This is a genomic window from Sphingopyxis sp. 550A, from assembly GCF_053569535.1.
In genome coordinates this window covers 3,113,744-3,130,869 of record NZ_CM131615.1, presented here as the reverse complement: position 1 = coordinate 3,130,869, position 17,126 = coordinate 3,113,744, and the positions used below count along the sequence as shown (strand labels likewise).

Sequence of the window (17,126 nt, the reverse complement as noted above, 5' to 3'; positions counted from 1 at the left end):
CGCGTTTCCCGGTCGTCCCTCGAAAGGAGCCGGCCATGATCGACGATCCCCAGCGCAGCAGCGAAGCCCCGGAGACGCGGAACCGCGAACAGGATGACGAGGAGGCGCAGGCGCAGACGGTCGCCAAAGCGGCGCGCCGCGCCCGCTCGCTGGAGGATAGCCGCAAGGTCAAGGCGCGCGACGAAACCGACGATGTCGAGGATCTGGTCGATCATATGCGCCAGATGGAGCGATCGGGCCGGATCGACATGGACGCCTATCGCGGCGAACGCAGCGACGACGATGAAGAAGACGAACTGGGGCCCGCCGGGGTCGACGACGACGCGCCGCGCGGGGCGCCCTGACCGGCGGCAGGCAGCGCATCGCGATCGATCGATAATGGCGCCCGAGCGGGTGCGATTGCGCCCGATCTCCGCCAAGGCGGAGGTGCTTCATTGGCATTTCCTTCAGCCTTCGATGGCAGAAGGCGGGCATGGCCCGTCCTTACCGTCCGCCTCCCCCACGTCCTGCGCGCAGGCCCCGATCCCGACGCCGGAACCGCCGCGATCGCTTCGCGCTGTGGCTGACGCTCGTCGTCTGCGGCGGGTTCGCCGGGACGCTCGCGGCCTTGCAGACCGGCTCCGTTCCGCGGGCGGCCGCCGGAATGGCTGTTCTTGCCGCCCCCGCCGCCCCTGCTCACGACGGCCTGTCGGCGCGCTTCGGCTTCTGCCACACGAGCGGCGGACGGAACTGTGTCGTCGATGGCGACACCTTCTGGTTCGAGGGCGAGAAATATCGCATCGCCGACATCGACACCCCTGAAACCCATCCGCCGCGCTGCGCCGAGGAGGCGGCGCTCGGCAAGGCGGCGACCGAGCGGTTGCAGCGCTGGCTGAATGACGGTGCGTTCAGCCTGGAGAGCATCGACCGCGATACCGATCGCTATGGCCGCAAGCTGCGCGTCGTGACGCGCGGCGGTGCGAGCGTCGGCGATGCGCTGGTTGGCGCGGGACTTGCGCGGCGCTGGGAAGGTCATCGGCGCCCCTGGTGCTGATGCTCCGTCGAAGGCCGGCGCGGCTTTCGGGCGGCTCGTCGGAGGTGCTGGAGCCGACTCGCTTTCCATGCGTATGATCGCCAAGGCTCCCGCTTTCGGGAGCGGCAAGGAGATTTGTCATGGCCGAGCATGATCACAGCGCGATCAAGGAACATATGAACGTCATCGGCGCCGACGGCGTCCACATCGGCACCGTCGATCATCTCGATGGCGAGCGGATCAAGATGACCAAGGCCGACAGCGGCGACGGCAAGCATCATTATCTGCCCGCCGGACTCGTCGCGGCGGTCGAAGGCGACACGGTGCGCCTGTCGGCGAACGCCGCCAATGCGGTCGACCTGTTCGAGGAAGCTGAATAGCCGGACACAGATGGCCGGGGCCGCAATCCGGCACCCCGGCACTCGAAACTGGCCCGTCCCACCACAGCGGGGCGGGCCGTTTTCGTTTCGTCCTGACCGGGTGGTCGCGACGCGGCGGGCCGATCGAGGCCCGGCCGCGCCGAGAAGCTCAGCGCGTCTGGGCGGCCGCGCTGCCGTGGGCGTTGGCGCGGATTTCGGCCTTGGACAGCTTGGTCACCAGCGGGCCGGTGACGCTGTCGGCCTTGCTGTAGAGCGCGGCGAGCGGGATGTTGTAGAGCTTGCCGCCGTCGACGATCACCGCATTGTCGCCGTCGATGCTCTGCACCGTGCCGACGCTGTTGCCGGTGGTGTCGGTGACCTGGGCGCCGGCGCGCACCTGTTCGCGCGCCGCGATGACCAGCTTCGTTTCGTCGATCGTGCCGTTCACCGTATCGTCGACGCGCTCGACGGTATCGCCGACCTGATCGGTGACGGCGCCCACGGTTCCGGCGACCGGACCGGGGCCCGCGCCGACGGTCGCATCGACCGTGCCGCCGACGCCCACCTGCGCGATCGCGGGGGCGGCAAGCGCCGCGGCACCCGCGGCGATGAGGGTGAGAGCCTTGCGCATCGAATATCTCCTCGGTTGCGGGCAGCCGCCAGCGGCGCCCTCCGCACCGAAAACCGGCGGGCGGCGGAGATGTTGCAAAAGCGGCGGCGAATCGCGGCTGCCGCGCGACGAGCGGCTGAACGTGCGCCCGTCAATGCGCCTTTGCGGACGCGGGCTTAGCGGCGATCAGCTTGGTCAGCGTCGCGATGCGGCGGCGCGCGGCGCTCCAGTCGCGTTCGGGATGCGCCCGGATCTGGCCCAGGAGGACATCGAGCTCCTTGCGGCGATCGCCTTCGGTCACGGCCTGCATGGTCTTTCTCCTTTCGCATGCGAGCATAGCATAGCCTGTCCGCACCGTGCAGTCGCTCGCCGCGCGCACGGGGCGGCGCGTCGGGCTGGGGCGGCGATCGGTCCGCGGCGGAGCGCGTTCGGCGAGCGGCGGACTGGCGCGGCGCCGCCGCCATGCCTATCTACCGCGCGATGCAGCAGGGGGACCGGACCATTACCAAGAGATCCGTTATCGTGATCGCACGGTTGAAGGCGAAACCACTGCTGGCGGGGCAGGTGGTTGCGGCGCTGATCTTCGTCGGGCTGGCGCTGGCGCAGGCGTGGCCGGTGCGCGGCGACGGGGCGGGGGCGATGCTGCGTGCGCTGCTGTTCGGCGATGCGGTTGCGACCGTGGCGATGCTGGTTGCGGCCTATGTTTTCTGGACCTGCCGGCGGCTGTGGCGCCAGCGCGAAACTTATATCTTCCACGACGGGGCGCGTTTGTACCGCGGTAGCACCCTGTCGTGGCCGCTCCCCGCGATCCGCGACGTGGTGACGGAGCGCAGCCAGCTCGGCATCCCGACGCTGCGGCTGGTCGTCGATGACGATAGCGAGGTCACGCGGCCGCTGGTGCTGCTGCCCTTGCTCGATGGCTCCGCCGAGGCGGTGCGCGGCGGGGTGCTGTTCGCGGCGGCGGGAATGCGCGGAGTGCCGAGCGGGGTGACGGTGAATTGAACGCTTCTAGTGCCTTCAGCTATTCATATTCCACATGAAGATGCAAAGATAGATACTTTCCCCTTATACATACGGGGATTGACATGTTGTTCGAGTAATATGGAAGCGCATGGGGGATATTTTTACGTTACATGCTGCAGAAATTTATTATAACCATGTGATATTTAAATTTAAAATTATTACCGTGCTTCGATTTCGGAAAATCTGGGCCGGGGTCTGTATTCTTGAGATAGGAATCTCGTGACCTTGGCTATCCTCATCTGAACATCCTCAGATTCCTCTTTGTCTAAGGATATACAAGACGTTCCCGATTCCTTGATTGATTTTTCAATTATGTCGAGAGATTTCTCAAGGTCTTCTATGGCGCCTCTCGGGATATGATTTCTCATGCTGCTTCTTCTAATGTCGAACAAAGTCCTGCTAAGCTCTTCATTTAAATCGACATTATTTTTTGATCGAATATCTTCCTGAAGCACCTGAACGGCTTTTATGAGCTCCGATACAGATAGATTCAGAGAATCAAGATCTATTTTTCCCTCTTCAAGGGAGTCCAATTCCGATGACCCTTGAAAAGATGTAAGGATATTGTCGACGTCTTGCTTAAATTGCGGCCACATAGCAGAAAAAGTTCTCTCTAGAGCATCTTCTCTTATTGGACTGTCTCCAGATTTATTAATTGATTTCATAAGCCTCAAAATATCTTTCTCCTCGAATCTCACCGATTGAAATTGTGATAAAGGAGGGCGAACATTCGTCGGCTGAATATTTAATAAAACGGGGGCAACATTTGATTTTCCGACCATTTTCGAAAGGGCGCCCGCTTCAAACATTACCCACGGAGCAAGCGTATTTTCGTCCGTAAGAATTATAACTCCAAAGCCGCACTCTTCAAGTTTTTGCGCAATATGATCAGACCAGCGCGTGCCCTTCTCAATATCTTCGGACGAGAGAAAGGGTTCAACACTTTGGAGTACAGATGGAATCCATGAGTGGATTACACCAGCAACGGCTTGAGAAAGTTTTCCTGACCAGCTGATAAAAAGATTTGTGGTCATAATATGCCCCTATGCGGAAAATTTATGGCCTCAAAAGCAGATTTCTTCCTGCTCAGCAATCCAGTATCGGTGTAGTATCCTTCAGTAATTTAAATCCCTCAAACCGAAAACCCGCCCTTGTTCCGCCGGTTCGATCCCGCCGCCAGCACCTTCTTGCCCGTCGGGGTCAGTGCCCATTTGGCGCCCTGTTTGACCACGAGGCCCAGCGTGACGAGTTCGTCGCGGACGGGGTCGGTCGGGAGCTGGGGGCGGCGGTTCGAGAGGCCTTCGAGGGTCGCGCGCTGGGGCTGGCTGAGGATCAGGAGTTTCTGTTTTTGCTTGTCGGTCATTTTGGCCTCTGACTCTTTTATGGTTGTGCCGTGGGGTTGGCGGTGCAGGCCCTCCCCGCGGCGACTAGGGAGCTTTGCTCCCCAGTCTTGCTGCCCCTCCCGCAGGCGGGAGGGGGTTTGGAGCGTGGTTATTCCGCGGCGATGCCGGCAGCCTTGAACATATCTTCGCCGTCGGCTTCGGCGTCGTTGACGGGCGCCGCGTCTTCGCTGGTCTTGGCCTTCTTGCGGCTGTCGAAGCTGGTCCACACGGTGTTCCAGTCGCCGCGGGTCGCGCCCTTGCTATATTCGGTCGCGCGGGTTTCGAAGAAGTTCGCGTGCTCGACGCCGTTGAGCAGCGGGGCGAGCCAGGGGAGGGGGTGTTCGTCGATCATGTAGATCGGCTGGAAGCCGAGCTGCCCCAGGCGCCAGTCGGCGATGTAGCGGATGTAGCGCTTGATCTCTTTCGGCGTCATGCCGGGGACAGGGCCCTGTTCGAACGCGAGGTCGATGAACGCATCCTCGAGCCGCACCGTCTTCTGGCAGGTGTCGATGATGTCTTCCTTCACCGCCTTGGTCAGGCAGTCGCGTTCCTTGGTGAAGGTGTGGAACAGCTTGATGATGCCTTCGCAGTGGAGGCTTTCGTCGCGGATCGACCAGCTGACGATCTGACCCATGCCCTTCATCTTGTTGAAGCGCGGGAAGTTCATCAGCATCGCGAAGCTGGCGAAAAGCTGCAGCCCCTCGGTAAAGCCGCCGAACATCGCGAGGGTGCGCGCGATATCCTCGTCGCTCTCGACCCCGAAAGTGCCCATATAGTCGTGCTTGGCGCGCATCTCGTCATATTCGAGGAACATGCCGTACTCGCTTTCGGGCATGCCGATCGTGTCGAGCAGGTGACTGTACGCCGCGATATGCACCGTTTCCATGTTGCTGAACGCGGTCAGCATCATCTTGATCTCGGTCGGCTTGAACACGCGGCCGTATTTTTCGTGGTAGCAGTCCTGCACCTCGATATCGGCCTGGGTGAAGAAGCGGAAGATCTGCGTCAGCAGGTTGCGTTCATGGTCGCTGATCTTTTGCGCCCAGTCGCGGCAATCCTCGCCCAGCGGCACTTCCTCGGGCACCCAGTGGATCTGCTGCTGGCGCTTCCAGAAATCGAACGCCCAGGGATATTCGAAGGGCTTGTAGGTCTTGCGGGCTTCTAGCAGCGACATTGCGGGTTCCTCGGGTTCTGATCTTCTGTCGTCATCCCCGCGAAAGCGGGGACCCAGTGTTGCGTGACCCCGTCCTGGGTTCCCGCTTTCGCGGGAATGACAGGAAGGGGGAGTGCGGCCTTATTGGCAGGCCAGACACTCGTCATAATCGGTGCTTTCGGCGCTGAGTTCATATTTCGGCGCCTCGGCGGTGTTGTCGGCCTCGACCCCGCCCGCGAAGCCGGCGCGCTGCACCGATTTCGAGCGGAGATAATAGAGTGATTTGATGCCGAGCTCCCACGCGCGATAATGGAGCATCAGCAGATCCCATTTCTCGACGTCCGCCGGGATGAAGAGGTTCAGCGACGCCGCCTGATCGATATAGGGGGTGCGGTCGGCGGCGAGTTCGAGCAGCCAGCGCTGGTCGATCTCGAAGCTGGTCTTGTAGCAATCCTTCTCGTCCTGGGTCAGGAAGTCGAGGTGCTGGACGCTGCCGCCGCGTTCGAGGATCGAGTTCCAGACCGCGTCGCTGTTCTTCGCCTTGTCGACGAGCAAAGCCTCGAGGTGCGGGTTGCGGATCGAGAAGCTGCCCGACAGCGTCTTGTGGGTGTAGATGTTCGCGGGGATCGGCTCGATGCAGGCGCTGGTGCCGCCGCAGATGATGCTGATCGACGCGGTCGGCGCGATCGCCATCTTGCAGCTGAAACGCTCCATCACGCCCTGATCGGCGGCGTCGGGGCAGGGGCCGCGTTCCTTGGCGAGCAGCATCGACGCCTGATCGACCTGCGCGCGGATATGCTTGAAGACGCGCAGGTTCGACGACTTCGCCATCGCGCCCTCGAACGGCAGGCCGCGCGCCTGAAGGAAGCTGTGGAAGCCCATCACGCCGAGGCCGACCGAGCGTTCGCGCGACGCGCTATATTTGGCGCGCGCCATTTCGGGCGGGGCGCGGTCGATATAGTCCTGCAGGACATTGTCGAGCATGCGCATGACATCCTCGATGAAGCGCTTGTCGCCGTTCCACTCGTCCCAGGTTTCGAGGTTCAAGGACGAGAGGCAGCAGACTGCGGTGCGGTCGTTGCCGAGATGGTCGCGGCCGGTCGGCAGGGTGATTTCCGAGCAGAGGTTCGAGGTCGAGACCTTGAGCCCGAGGTCGCGATGATGCTTGGGCATCATGCGGTTCACCTGGTCGATGAAGATGATGTAGGGTTCGCCGGTCGCAAGCCGCGTCTCGACGAGCTTCTGGAACAGGCTGCGCGCGTCGACGGTGCCGCGGACGCTCTGGTCCTTGGGGCTGCGGAGGTTGAATTCCTTGCCGTCGCGGACGGCCTCCATGAACTCGTCGGTGATCAGCACGCCGTGGTGGAGGTTCAGCGCCTTGCGGTTGAAGTCGCCCGACGGCTTGCGGACCTCGAGGAACTCCTCGATCTCGGGGTGCGAGACGTCGAGATAGCAGGCGGCCGAGCCGCGACGGAGCGAGCCCTGCGAAATCGCGAGGGTCAGGCTGTCCATCACCCGGACGAAGGGGATGATGCCGCTGGTCTTGCCATTGAGGCCGACGGGTTCGCCGATGCCGCGCACCGCGCCCCAATAGGTGCCGATGCCGCCGCCGCGGCTGGCGAGCCAGACATTCTCGTTCCAGGTGCCGACGATGCCCTCGAGGCTGTCATCGACCGAGTTGAGGTAGCAGGAGATGGGCAGGCCGCGGCCGGTGCCGCCGTTCGAGAGCACCGGGGTCGCGGGCATGAACCACAGCTTCGAGATATAGTCGTAGAGGCGCTGGGCGTGGTCGGCGTCGTCGGCATAGGCCGAGGCGACGCGTGCGAAGAGGTCCTGGTACGATTCGCCGGGGAGGAGGTAGCGGTCGCGGAGCGTTTCCTTGCCGAAATCGGTGAGCAGCGCGTCGCGGCCGGCGTCGGTCGCGACGTCGAATCGGCGCGCGTGAACCTTGGGCTCGCCGCTGTCGTTCAGCTTGGTGGTCTCGGGGGTCGATTCGCCCCCCGATTCGCCCTTCGCCGGAGCGTCCGTCTTTGCCAGTTCCATCGTCGCCACGTCGCTCGTCTCCACCCGTTCCGTCTCGCGAAAATCCATCTAACTCGCCCTCATATTGCCTATGCGCCGCGGCGCATATGTTCCTGTCTTGTTCGACTCAGGGCGAAGCCCCGATCCTAGCATCTAAACGCGTCCCCGGGGGCACTTATTTTCGGCGCACAGAGGGTTTTCCCGTGCCCATGGCTCATGGGCGACGGAAATCCGCCACTTTCAGTCCGATACTATTTCTTGGGGTGCCCCCGTGGTTGACCCACCACCTATAGTGCCACGTCGGCGCGCCGATGCAAGACGGTAAATGACAGATTGAGGACTCAACTCGTCGATAATTTGATTCGGTTCACCGCTGGAAAAAGGCATTCCACGGCCCCAACCGCGCTTTTCCTAGGGGCTTGGGCCATTGCGGCGCGAAAGGATAAAATGCGGCGTCGGTCGCAGCGCCGATCCCGGCCGCGGGGGGCAGTGGAAGGTTGCGAAACGCCATGCGAAGATGGCGGGCTTCGGGAGCGGCGGTGCCATCCTTCGCCGTCATTCCGACCCTTCGGCAGGCTCGGGACAGACTTAATCCGGGATCCATTTTCTCAGCGCTGGATGAATGGATCCCGGATCAAGTCCGGGATGACGAGAGTCTGAAAGTCGCGCGCAGCATCTCTTATCTTCGTCATTCCCGCGAAAGCAGGAACCCAGTGAGGAGTCAGCCGACGCGCGCTCTGGGTTCCTGCTTTCGCGGGAATGACGAAAGTTAGGAAGGGGCGGCCTCCCGCCCCAATGCGGCCCTCGGCCGGGTTTGCATCCTCGAATCGGCAAAGAAAAAGGGCCCCGGACGATGTCCGGAGCCCTTTTCTGATTTTGTGTCCAGGTTAGGCCGAGCCGCCACCGCTACCGGTGCCGCCGCCACCCAGGAACTTCCAGAACCAACCCATGTCAGATCTCCTGTTGGCACTGCCCACGAGGAACAGTTAACGGAGCGTATACCTTAATAGACAAGGTAAATCGAGTCTTAACTATAATCCCGCGCGAACGATTGCTGCCAATCTGGCAGTCAGGCGGTGCGGCTGTGGGGGGAGGCGGAGAGGCTATTCACCAGTTCGGTAAATAGCTGGGGTTTTCCAAGCAGATATCCTTGGCCGACATCGCAGCCCAACTGGCCCAGAAGCGCGAGCGTCGGCGCGTCTTCGATGCCTTCGGCGACCGCGACGGCGCCCAGACGGTGTGCGAGATCGATCGTTGACTTGACGACTTCGAGGTTCCGCTGCGAATCGCGCATCGTCATCACGAATCGCTTGTCGATCTTGATTTCGTCGGCCTCGATCTCGGTCAGATATTCGAGATTCGACTGGCCGGTGCCATAATCGTCGATCGACAGGCGGATGCCGGCGCGGCGGAGCTGCGCGAGCGTCTGCTTCGCCTGGCGGCTATTCTCGATCTGCGCGGTTTCGGTGATCTCGATCGTCAATTTCTCGGCGGGCAGATGGTGTGCGGTCAGCATCACGCGGATCGTCCCCACGAGGTCGCTGTGGTCGAGCAGGGTTGCCGACAGGTTGACCGACATATGGATATCGAGCCCGCGCTGGTGAAGATCGGCAGCCGAGCGGATCGCCTGATCCATCACGAACAGGGTGAGGCGATAGATGTCCTGGCTCCTTTCGGCCTGGACGATGAATTCGTCGGGCGGGATCGGGCCGCGCGTCGGGTGCGTCCAGCGCGCGAGCGCCTCGACCCCGACGAGTTCCTTGGTCGTGATCGCATATTGCGGCTGGAAAGCGACCCAGATATCGCCGCCCGACAGTGCATCCTCGAGCTGCGAATGGAAGGACAATTGCCAGCCGGCATCGTCCTTTTGCCGCGGCGTATATTTGGTCCACAGCGAGCGGGTGCGGATCGACTTTTCGGCGGCGACGAGCGCGGCGGCAAGGCGCTGGGCGTTCGAACCCTCGAACTCGTCGTTGACCCCGAAGGCGATGGCGACGTCGACGCGAAGCTCGCCGATCGTCAGCGGCGCGTTGAACAGCGCGGCGAGGCCCGCGAGCTGCCCCTCGATCTGGCTGTGCTGATAATAGGGAACGAGCCAGGCGAAGGTGCCGTCGAGGTCATGGTGCAGGACCGTGCCTTGCGAGGCGAGCTGGAGGCGGCGGGTAACCTGCTCGACGAGTTTGCCGATGCCGTCGCCGGGGATGAAGGCGGCGAGATCTTCGAAATTGACGACCTTGGCGGCGATGACCGTCGCGCTGCCGAAGGGGGCCTGACTGCGCAAAGCCTCGAAATTGGGAAGGCCCGAGATGGGGTTTTCGCGCTGTGCGGAGTCGCGGCGGCGCGTCCGCGAAACATTGGCGCCGATGACCATGAGGTAGAAGAAACCCGCGCCCACCGAGATGGTGACGAGTTGCGACGAAAGTATCGCCTTTGCGACGACGAGCGCCGCCGCTACGCCGAGGCCGGCGAAGCTGAAGCGACGGCTGCGGCCCGCGAGCAGCAGCGGCATTGTCATGAGGACGGCGAAGCCGAGCGCCGGCGACCAGCCGAGATTGACGGGATTGCCGCGGCGCAGGGTCTCACCCGCGATGAGATGGATATAAGCCCCCGGCACCAGATCATGACCGGGGAGATAATGGCCGTCGGAGAGGCGCGAGGCCGTGGGCGCGAAGATCACGTCCTTGCCGGCGAGCTCGCGTGCGCCCACTTTCCCGCGGATCACGTCGATTGCGCTATATTGCTTGATGCTGTCTGTGCGGTAGGAAAAGTCGATCCGGAAGACGCTCGGCCGGTCGCCCGACTTGTTGGCGAGCACTGCGGCGAAGCTCGGCAATAGACGTCCCTCGGCATCGTACATCAGCGGTACGTCCCAGACCTGCCAGATCTGATATTCCCACGCGAGGCTTGCCTGGGCAGCCTGCTTGCCGAACGACGGGTCGGGAAAGATGGTAACGACTCGATCGGACCCGGGTACCGAGCGCGTCGGGACGCCGAGTACGGCGCGTTTGCCCATCGCGCGCACCGCGGCGGTGATGCTTTTGAGGCCGCCATAATCGTCGGGCCGCTGATAATCGAAGTCGATGAACAGCCGTTTCGCGTGCGCCCGGTCGATCGCGCGGATCAGCGCGGCATGGTCGCGCCGCGAGAATTCGCCGCCGCGTGAGGCGCCAAGCGTGCGGTCGTCGACGCCGACGACGACGATGTCGCCCGAAACGTCGCGATAGGCGAACTGGCTGGTGAGGCTGGCGATCAGCCGATCGGGCAGTTCGCCCGCGCCGCTGATGCCCACGATGATGCTGAGCAGAAGCGACAGCGCAAGCGTACGCCAGCTGACGATCATCTTCTGTCCGAGCTTGGGCACGCAGGTCTCCGGCAATTGCCGGATGCATCTATCCCGACTTGGTTATCATTGCGTTAATCATGGCCCTGATCCCGCCCTCTCGCATCGTGCGAGAGGGCAAGGATTTCCGCTGTCTTCAGGCGATCGCCGGCAGCGGCGCGAGCGCCGCGTCGCCGGCGAGCGCCGAGGCGGCGAGGCCGCCGGCCGCCGGGACGATCTGGTCGAGGTAGAAGCGCGTCGAGGCGATCTTCGCCTCGAGGAAGGCGGTGTCGCCTTCGCCCGCGTCGAGTGCGGCGCGCGCGGCGCGATTCTGCAGCGCCATCAGCCAGCCGCAGGTGGCGGTCGCGAGCATGGTGAGATAGGGATAGCTGCCCGCGAGCCGGTCGGGCGTCGAGGCCTGTTCGAGCCAGTCGGTGACGTGGCGACAGGTTTCCGCCAGTTCGGCGAGCTGCGGGAAATCGGCGGCGCCGTGCGCGATGTCGTCGATCAGCGAGCGCACCCCGTCGCCGCCCGCGAGGCCGAGCTTGCGCCCGACGAGGTCGGCGGCCTGGATGCCGTTGGTGCCTTCGTAGATCGGGGCGATGCGCGCGTCGCGATAATGCTGCGCGGCGCCGGTTTCCTCGATGAAGCCCATGCCGCCGTGGACCTGGACGCCGAGGCTCGCGACCTCGCAGCCGATGTCGGTCGCGTGCGCCTTGGCGAGCGGGATCAGCACGTCGGCGCGGAGCGCCGCGGCCTGATCGCCGAGCTTGCCGAAATCGGTCTGCGCCGATGCGTAATAGATGAGCGCGCGCGCGGCCTCGGTCTGGGCGCGCATCCGCCACAGCATCCGCTTGACGTCGGGGTGGTGCTCGATGGTGACGGGAGTGCGGTCCGCGCTGCCCGCGAGCGACGACTGGACGCGCTCGGCGGCGTAGCGCTGCGCCTGCTGGGTCGCGCGCTCGGCGATCTGGACGCCCTGGCAACCGACCATCAGCCGGGCATTGTTCATCATCACGAACATCGCCTTCATGCCGCCCATCTCGTCGCCGACGATCTCGCCCAGGCAATCCTCGCCCTCGCCATAGACCATCACCGCGGTCGGCGAGCCGTGGATGCCGAGCTTGTGCTCGATCGAGGCGCAGTGAACGCCGTTCGAGATCGTCGGATTCCCCTCCGCATCGAGGCGGTATTTGGGGACGAGGAAAAGCGAGATGCCGCGCGTTCCTTCGGGCGCGCCGGGGGTGCGCGCGAGGACGAGGTGGACGATATTGTCGGTGAGATCGTGTTCGCCGAAGGTGATGAAGATCTTCTGGCCCCTGATTTTATACAGGCCCGCGTGCTCGCCTTCGGTGATCTTTTCGGCGGTCGAGCGGAGGGCGCCGACGTCGCTGCCCGCGCTCGGCTCGGTGAGGTTCATCGTGCCGTTCCACGCGCCGGTGATCAGCTTCGGCAGCCACGTTTGGCGCTGTTCCTCGGTGCCATAGGCCATCAGCGCGTGGATCGCGCCGGGGGTCAGAATATTGCACAGGGTAAAGCCCATGTCGGCGGTGCCGAGCGCCTCGATCACCACGGCCGCGAGGGTGAAGGGCAGATCCTGCCCGCCATATTCGGACGGGCCGTCGAGGCTGCCCCAGCCCGCCTCGACGAACTGCCGGTAAGCCTCCTTGAAGCCCGGGGGCATGGTGACCTTGCCGTCCTGCCATTTGGGGTTCTGCGTGTCGCCGACGCGATTGAGCGGGGCGTAGACCTCGGCCGCGAAATCGCCGACGCCGGTGACGATCGCCTCGACCATGTCGGGGGTCGCGGCGGCATATTTCTCGTGGGCGGCCATCGCGTCGATGCGCGCGATGTGATCGAGGACGAAAAGCTGTTCGGTGGTGGGCGGCGTGTAGGTCATCGGAGATCAGCATTCCTTGCTGGCGATTTCGTTGCAGGCGGCGCTATAGCGCGGCATGGCTGAAGCTCCAACCGAGAGCATGGATACCGAAATCCGCCCCTATGGCGCCGACGCGATTTCACGGGCGGCGGCCTGCATCGCGCGCGGGCTGCCGGTCGCAGTGCCGACCGAGACGGTCTATGGCCTCGCCGCCGACGCGCGCGACTCGGCGGCGGTCGCGCGCATCTATGCCGCGAAGGGGCGGCCCGATTTCAACCCGCTGATCGTCCATGTGCCGTCGCCGGCGGCGGCCGAGAAGCTGGGGGTGTTCGGCGAAGCGGAGCGGGCGCTCGCCCAGGCTTTCTGGCCGGGACCGCTGACGCTCGTCGTGCCGCGCACGCACGATTGCCCGGTGGCGAGCATCGCGACCGCGGGGCTCGCCACGATCGCGCTGCGCGTGCCGGGGCACCGCGCGATGCAGGCGCTGCTCGAAGCGACCGGCGCGCCGCTCGCCGCGCCGAGCGCCAATGCGAGCGGGCGGATCAGCCCGACTAGGGCGGAGCATGTGCTCGCCAGCCTCGACGGGCGGATCGCGCTGGTGATCGACGACGGCGCGACAAGCGCCGGGGTCGAATCGACGATCGCGCGGGTGGCGGACGGCGCGGTGCAGATATTGCGGCCGGGGCCGGTGACCGCGGCGATGCTGGCGGAGGCTTCGGGGCTGGCGGTGACGGGACGCGCGGGCGCCGACGTCGTCGCGCCGGGGATGCTCGCGAGCCATTATGCGCCGGGCAAGCCGGTGCGGCTCAATGCCGCGGCGTTCGAGGCCGACGAGTTCGGTATCGGTTTCGGCGGGCTAGCAGGCGACTATCAGCTCAGCGTCGAGGGTAATGCGGTCGAGGCGGCGGCGCGGCTGTTCGATGCGTTGCATGCGGGCGCGGCGAGCGCGAAACCGCGGATCGCGGTGGCGGCGATCCCCGACGCGGGGCTGGGCGCGGCGATCAACGACCGGCTCGCGCGCGCGGCGGTGTGATTTTTTGGTTCACGCGGAGACGCGGAGACGCGGAGGCGCGGAGATGTCGCGCTTGCCGCGAAGCGGCCTTTTCCTTCGACAGTTCTTCTAAACGCAATGCCGGGAGAAAATGGGTCCTGTCGGCCCAAATCTCTTTCTCCGCGCCTCCGCGTGAAATTAAATAGGGACTGTCCCTATTTTTAGATCACGCCGCCGCCGGTTCCACCGGGTCGCCGTGCGGGGTCTTGCGGGCGACGATCAGGCAGGCTGCGACGATCAGCAGCGCGCCGGCGATCGTCGGCCAGGTGACCGGCTCGTTGTAGAAGACCCAGCCGAAGGTCATCGCCCAGAGGAAGCCAGTATATTCGGTGGTCGCGAGAATCTGCGCCTCGGCGCGGGCATAGGCCCAGCTCAGGAGCAGCAGCGAAATCGTCGCCAGGGTCGCGGCGCCGAGAATATGCGGGGCATGGCTTGTGTCCGGCGCCACGGCGAACCACGGTGCGCCGATCGCGAGGAACAGGGTGACGAACAGGTTCTGGAAGAAGGCGATCTCCATCGGCCCCGCCATCTTCGCCTGCCGCCGCGCGAGGATGAGGTTGTAGGCATAGAAGACCGCCGACAGGAATACCGCGCCGACCGCCCACAAGGCCTCGGGCGCATAATCGCCGCCGCCAAGCTTGCCCGCGACGATGACGATCACGCCGATCAGCCCTAGCATCGAAGCGGCGATCGAGCGCGGACCGATCTTCTCGCCGAGGAAGATCGCCGCCATGTAGAGCGTCAGCAGTGGCGCGACAAAGGCGAGCGCGATGGCTTCGGCCATCGGCAGCCGCGCGAGCGCCCAGAAAAAGGTGATCGCCATCCCCGCGACGAACAGCGCGCGCCACGCGTGGATGCGCATTGTCGGCGCGTCGGGCATCGCGGGGCGCATCGCGAAATAGAGCGCCCCGCTGAGCAGTGCGCCCGCGCCGGTGCGCCAGAATACGGCGTTATAAGCGCCGATGCCGATCGACAGCCCCTTCATCAGCACGTCCATCGCCGAATAGGTCGCGATCCCCGCGCAGGCGACGAGGAAGGGGATCAGCGGGGAGGGCGAATCGGGGCGCATGGGTGGGGCTGTAGGGCGTGATTGGTGCGTAATGAAGCTGCCGTGTGTCCCCGCGAAGGCGGGGACGCAGAGTTACACAGCGTGCGCCCTGTCCTTGACGCTCTGGGTCCCCGCCTTCGCGGGGACACACATATTATTCGATCCCGCCGCTCTGCCGGACGAAGCCACCGCGTCGGTGGTTTCAGTAAACGATCATCTCGGAAGCATCGTCGTCGCTTTGCCAAATATGGCCGCATTCGAAGGCGCTTTCTTCCGAATGGAGGATCAGGCGCTGCCCGTCGTCGAATAGGAGCGCGAGGCGGAACGGTTCGACGTCGATCGAGGCGATGGTTCGGGCGATCAGGCGATGGAGAAGGAGAGGCGGACCCGTGTGGGCCGCGCAATCGTAGCGGCAGGATTGTCCGCTCTTCGTCACATGATCGACGTCATGGTCGATATGGATGCCGCCGCCGTTCCAGAAATGAAGCTGGACCGAATTGGGGTCCAGACAAACCTGCCCCAACTGTTTTCCGATCAGGAAATGCAGGTCGGGGGCAGGAGGAAAGCTCCGCATTATTCGCCGATCCCGTCGGTTCGCCGGATGAAGTCGGCGACGTCGCCGTGCATCTCGCCGAGCAGCGCGGGGTTCACATAGACCATGTGGCCCGAGCTATAATATTTATAGGCGATGTTTGCCTGAAGCTCCTTCGGAACGGGCAGGTGCCTCAATTCGTAGCGGCCCGCGAAATAGGGGGTCGAGACGTCGAAATAGCCGCCGGTGACGAGCAGCTTCATCTTCGGATTCTGCTTCATCGCGACCGCGAGGTCGGGGAGGACGTTGGGGAGTGCGATCAGCGCGCGGTCGGCGCCGGGCGGGCGGTGCTTGTAATCCCAGCTTTCATAGACATCGAGCCCGCCCTCATAATGCGTCCCCGCGCCATAGCCGAGCGTGCCGCGAACATAGTCGTTGAAGGCGGCCGTATACGCCGCGCCGATCGCGCTGCCCTGCGGATCGTTCGACGCGACCTTGCTCAACGGATCGAGCGTCGCGCCGGTGAAGCGCGTGTCGAGCGTTCCCGTCGTCAGCCCCTTGTCGGCGAGCAGTTCCTTTTGCAGCGCGCCATATTCGATGCGCAGGTTGGTCTTGAGGAGGTAGTCGACCGGCAGGCCGGTGAAGGCGTGGAGCTTCGCCGCGACCGCCTGCCGCTCGGCATCGGTGAGGTCGTTGCCCTTCATCAATGCGAGCGCGTAGTCGCCGGTTGCAAAAGCTTCGGCTTCGGCGAGCCATGGGGCGAGGTCGCGGCCCGCGCCCGCGCGCTTGTGATACCAGGCGGTCGCGGCATAGGTGGGGAGCGACACCACATAAGGGAGATCGACCCCCGGATTGACCTGCGGATCGTCGGGGATCAGGTCCCAGTTGAGGATGTCGGAAAGCAGGATGACGCCATTGAGGTCGATGTCCTGCTTTTGCAGCGCGAGCGTCATCCCCGCGGCGCGCATCGTCCCATAGCTTTCGCCATAAAGATATTTGGGCGATTTCCAGCGGCCGTATTTCGACAGGAAATCGCGCACGAAGATCGTGAAGGCGTGAATGTCCTGATCGACGCCGAACCACGCCTTCGCCTTGTCCTTGCCCGCGACGCGGCTGAAACCGGTGCCGGGGGCGTCGACGAACACGAGGTCGGAAACGTCGAGCAGGCTCTGGTCGTTGGCGACGGTGCGATAGGGCGCGCTGCCGTGCGCGAGATCGGGCGTTTCGACGCGCACCGGACCGTAAGCGCCCATGTGGAGCCACAGCGTCGGCGAACCGGGACCGCCGTTGAACAGGAAGGTGACGGGGCGGCTCTCGGCGGCTGCGCCTTCCTTGAAATAGGCGGTGTAGAACATCGAGGCTTCGGAATTGGGGACGTCCTCGGCGGCGTCCTTATCGCGCTTGCGCTCGATCGGAACGGTGTCGTCCCAGCCCTTCGGGTGGATGACGAGCGTGCCCGCGACCGCGCGATAGGGAATGGCGACGCCGCCGACGGTCACCGAGCCGCGACTCTCGACCTCGGTGGCTGCGAACATCGGTTCGTCGGGGACGGGCTTTTCGGTCGCGGGGCGCGCTTCCTTCGATTGCGCGGTGGCGCAGCCGGCGAGAGCGAAGGCGAGCGTGGCGGCGGTGATGAATTTCATGCGATCGATCTCATCTTCATTGAATCGTCATTGCGAGCGGAGCGAAGCAATCCAGGGTGGCTTATGCCCACTCTGGATTGCCACGCGGCTTCG

Annotated in this window: 16 protein-coding genes; 5 read left to right on the top strand and 11 right to left on the bottom strand. The window is 64.1% G+C overall.

The window, feature by feature from the left end:
- Positions 1-35: 35 nt before the first annotated feature.
- The 3 genes from ACVENA_RS15020 to ACVENA_RS15010 all read left to right on the top strand — a co-directional run bounded on the left by ACVENA_RS15020 (position 36) and on the right by ACVENA_RS15010 (position 1,392).
- Positions 36-344, top strand: coding sequence for a hypothetical protein (locus ACVENA_RS15020; protein ID WP_449326014.1), 309 nt, complete (start codon positions 36-38; stop codon positions 342-344).
- A 128-nt stretch (positions 345-472) separates the two neighbouring features.
- Positions 473-1,033: a thermonuclease family protein gene (locus ACVENA_RS15015; RefSeq protein WP_449326013.1), complete on the top strand. Its 561-nt coding sequence runs from the start codon at positions 473-475 to the stop codon at positions 1,031-1,033.
- A gap of 119 nt (positions 1,034-1,152) precedes the next feature.
- Positions 1,153-1,392 (top strand): DUF2171 domain-containing protein, encoded by a 240-nt coding sequence (locus ACVENA_RS15010; RefSeq protein ID WP_257544388.1) that lies wholly within the window; start codon positions 1,153-1,155, stop codon positions 1,390-1,392.
- A 148-nt stretch (positions 1,393-1,540) separates the two neighbouring features.
- On the opposite strand, the gene ACVENA_RS15005 is transcribed toward ACVENA_RS15010, so the two are convergent.
- Both ACVENA_RS15005 and ACVENA_RS15000 read right to left on the bottom strand, forming a co-directional pair.
- Entirely contained in the window at positions 1,541-2,002 is a 462-nt protein-coding gene (locus ACVENA_RS15005; RefSeq protein ID WP_449326012.1) for a hypothetical protein, read from the bottom strand.
- Between the two features lie 130 nt (positions 2,003-2,132).
- Complete coding sequence (locus tag ACVENA_RS15000) at positions 2,133-2,291, bottom strand: hypothetical protein (RefSeq protein ID WP_449326011.1); 159 nt, start codon at positions 2,289-2,291, stop codon at positions 2,133-2,135.
- Between the two features lie 152 nt (positions 2,292-2,443).
- Here ACVENA_RS15000 and ACVENA_RS14995 point away from each other — a divergent pair, with 152 nt between their 5' ends.
- The gene (locus ACVENA_RS14995; RefSeq protein WP_449326010.1) at positions 2,444-2,983 is read left to right on the top strand and encodes a hypothetical protein; all 540 of its coding nucleotides are present in this window, start codon (positions 2,444-2,446) and stop codon (positions 2,981-2,983) included.
- A 179-nt stretch (positions 2,984-3,162) separates the two neighbouring features.
- On the opposite strand, the gene ACVENA_RS14990 is transcribed toward ACVENA_RS14995, so the two are convergent.
- From ACVENA_RS14990 to ACVENA_RS14965, 6 genes are all read right to left on the bottom strand, one after another.
- Positions 3,163-4,038, bottom strand: a complete 876-nt coding sequence (locus ACVENA_RS14990; RefSeq protein WP_449326009.1) for a toll/interleukin-1 receptor domain-containing protein — start codon at positions 4,036-4,038, stop codon at positions 3,163-3,165.
- A gap of 98 nt (positions 4,039-4,136) precedes the next feature.
- Positions 4,137-4,367: a hypothetical protein gene (locus tag ACVENA_RS14985; protein ID WP_449326008.1), complete on the bottom strand. Its 231-nt coding sequence runs from the start codon at positions 4,365-4,367 to the stop codon at positions 4,137-4,139.
- Positions 4,368-4,495: 128 nt separating this feature from the next.
- Positions 4,496-5,560 (bottom strand): ribonucleotide-diphosphate reductase subunit beta, encoded by a 1,065-nt coding sequence (locus ACVENA_RS14980; protein WP_449326007.1) that lies wholly within the window; start codon positions 5,558-5,560, stop codon positions 4,496-4,498.
- A gap of 120 nt (positions 5,561-5,680) precedes the next feature.
- Positions 5,681-7,630, bottom strand: a complete 1,950-nt coding sequence (locus ACVENA_RS14975; RefSeq protein ID WP_449326006.1) for a ribonucleoside-diphosphate reductase subunit alpha — start codon at positions 7,628-7,630, stop codon at positions 5,681-5,683.
- Positions 7,631-8,630: 1,000 nt separating this feature from the next.
- Complete coding sequence (locus tag ACVENA_RS14970; RefSeq protein WP_449326005.1) at positions 8,631-10,922, bottom strand: EAL domain-containing protein; 2,292 nt, start codon at positions 10,920-10,922, stop codon at positions 8,631-8,633.
- A gap of 115 nt (positions 10,923-11,037) precedes the next feature.
- Complete coding sequence (locus ACVENA_RS14965) at positions 11,038-12,780, bottom strand: acyl-CoA dehydrogenase (protein WP_449326004.1); 1,743 nt, start codon at positions 12,778-12,780, stop codon at positions 11,038-11,040.
- A gap of 55 nt (positions 12,781-12,835) precedes the next feature.
- Between ACVENA_RS14965 and ACVENA_RS14960 the strand changes: the two genes are divergently transcribed.
- Positions 12,836-13,792: an L-threonylcarbamoyladenylate synthase gene (locus ACVENA_RS14960; RefSeq protein WP_449326003.1), complete on the top strand. Its 957-nt coding sequence runs from the start codon at positions 12,836-12,838 to the stop codon at positions 13,790-13,792.
- 184 nt (positions 13,793-13,976) lie between these two features.
- Here the strand turns inward: ACVENA_RS14960 and ACVENA_RS14955 are convergent, their stop codons facing one another.
- From ACVENA_RS14955 to ACVENA_RS14945, 3 genes are all read right to left on the bottom strand, one after another.
- Positions 13,977-14,879, bottom strand: coding sequence for a DMT family transporter (locus ACVENA_RS14955; RefSeq protein WP_449326002.1), 903 nt, complete (start codon positions 14,877-14,879; stop codon positions 13,977-13,979).
- 181 nt (positions 14,880-15,060) lie between these two features.
- Complete coding sequence (locus ACVENA_RS14950) at positions 15,061-15,432, bottom strand: hypothetical protein (protein ID WP_449326001.1); 372 nt, start codon at positions 15,430-15,432, stop codon at positions 15,061-15,063.
- Entirely contained in the window at positions 15,432-17,033 is a 1,602-nt protein-coding gene (locus ACVENA_RS14945) for a S10 family peptidase (RefSeq protein ID WP_449326000.1), read from the bottom strand. Before ACVENA_RS14945 ends, ACVENA_RS14950 begins: the two co-directional genes overlap by 1 nt.
- Between the last annotated feature and the right edge of the window lie 93 nt (positions 17,034-17,126).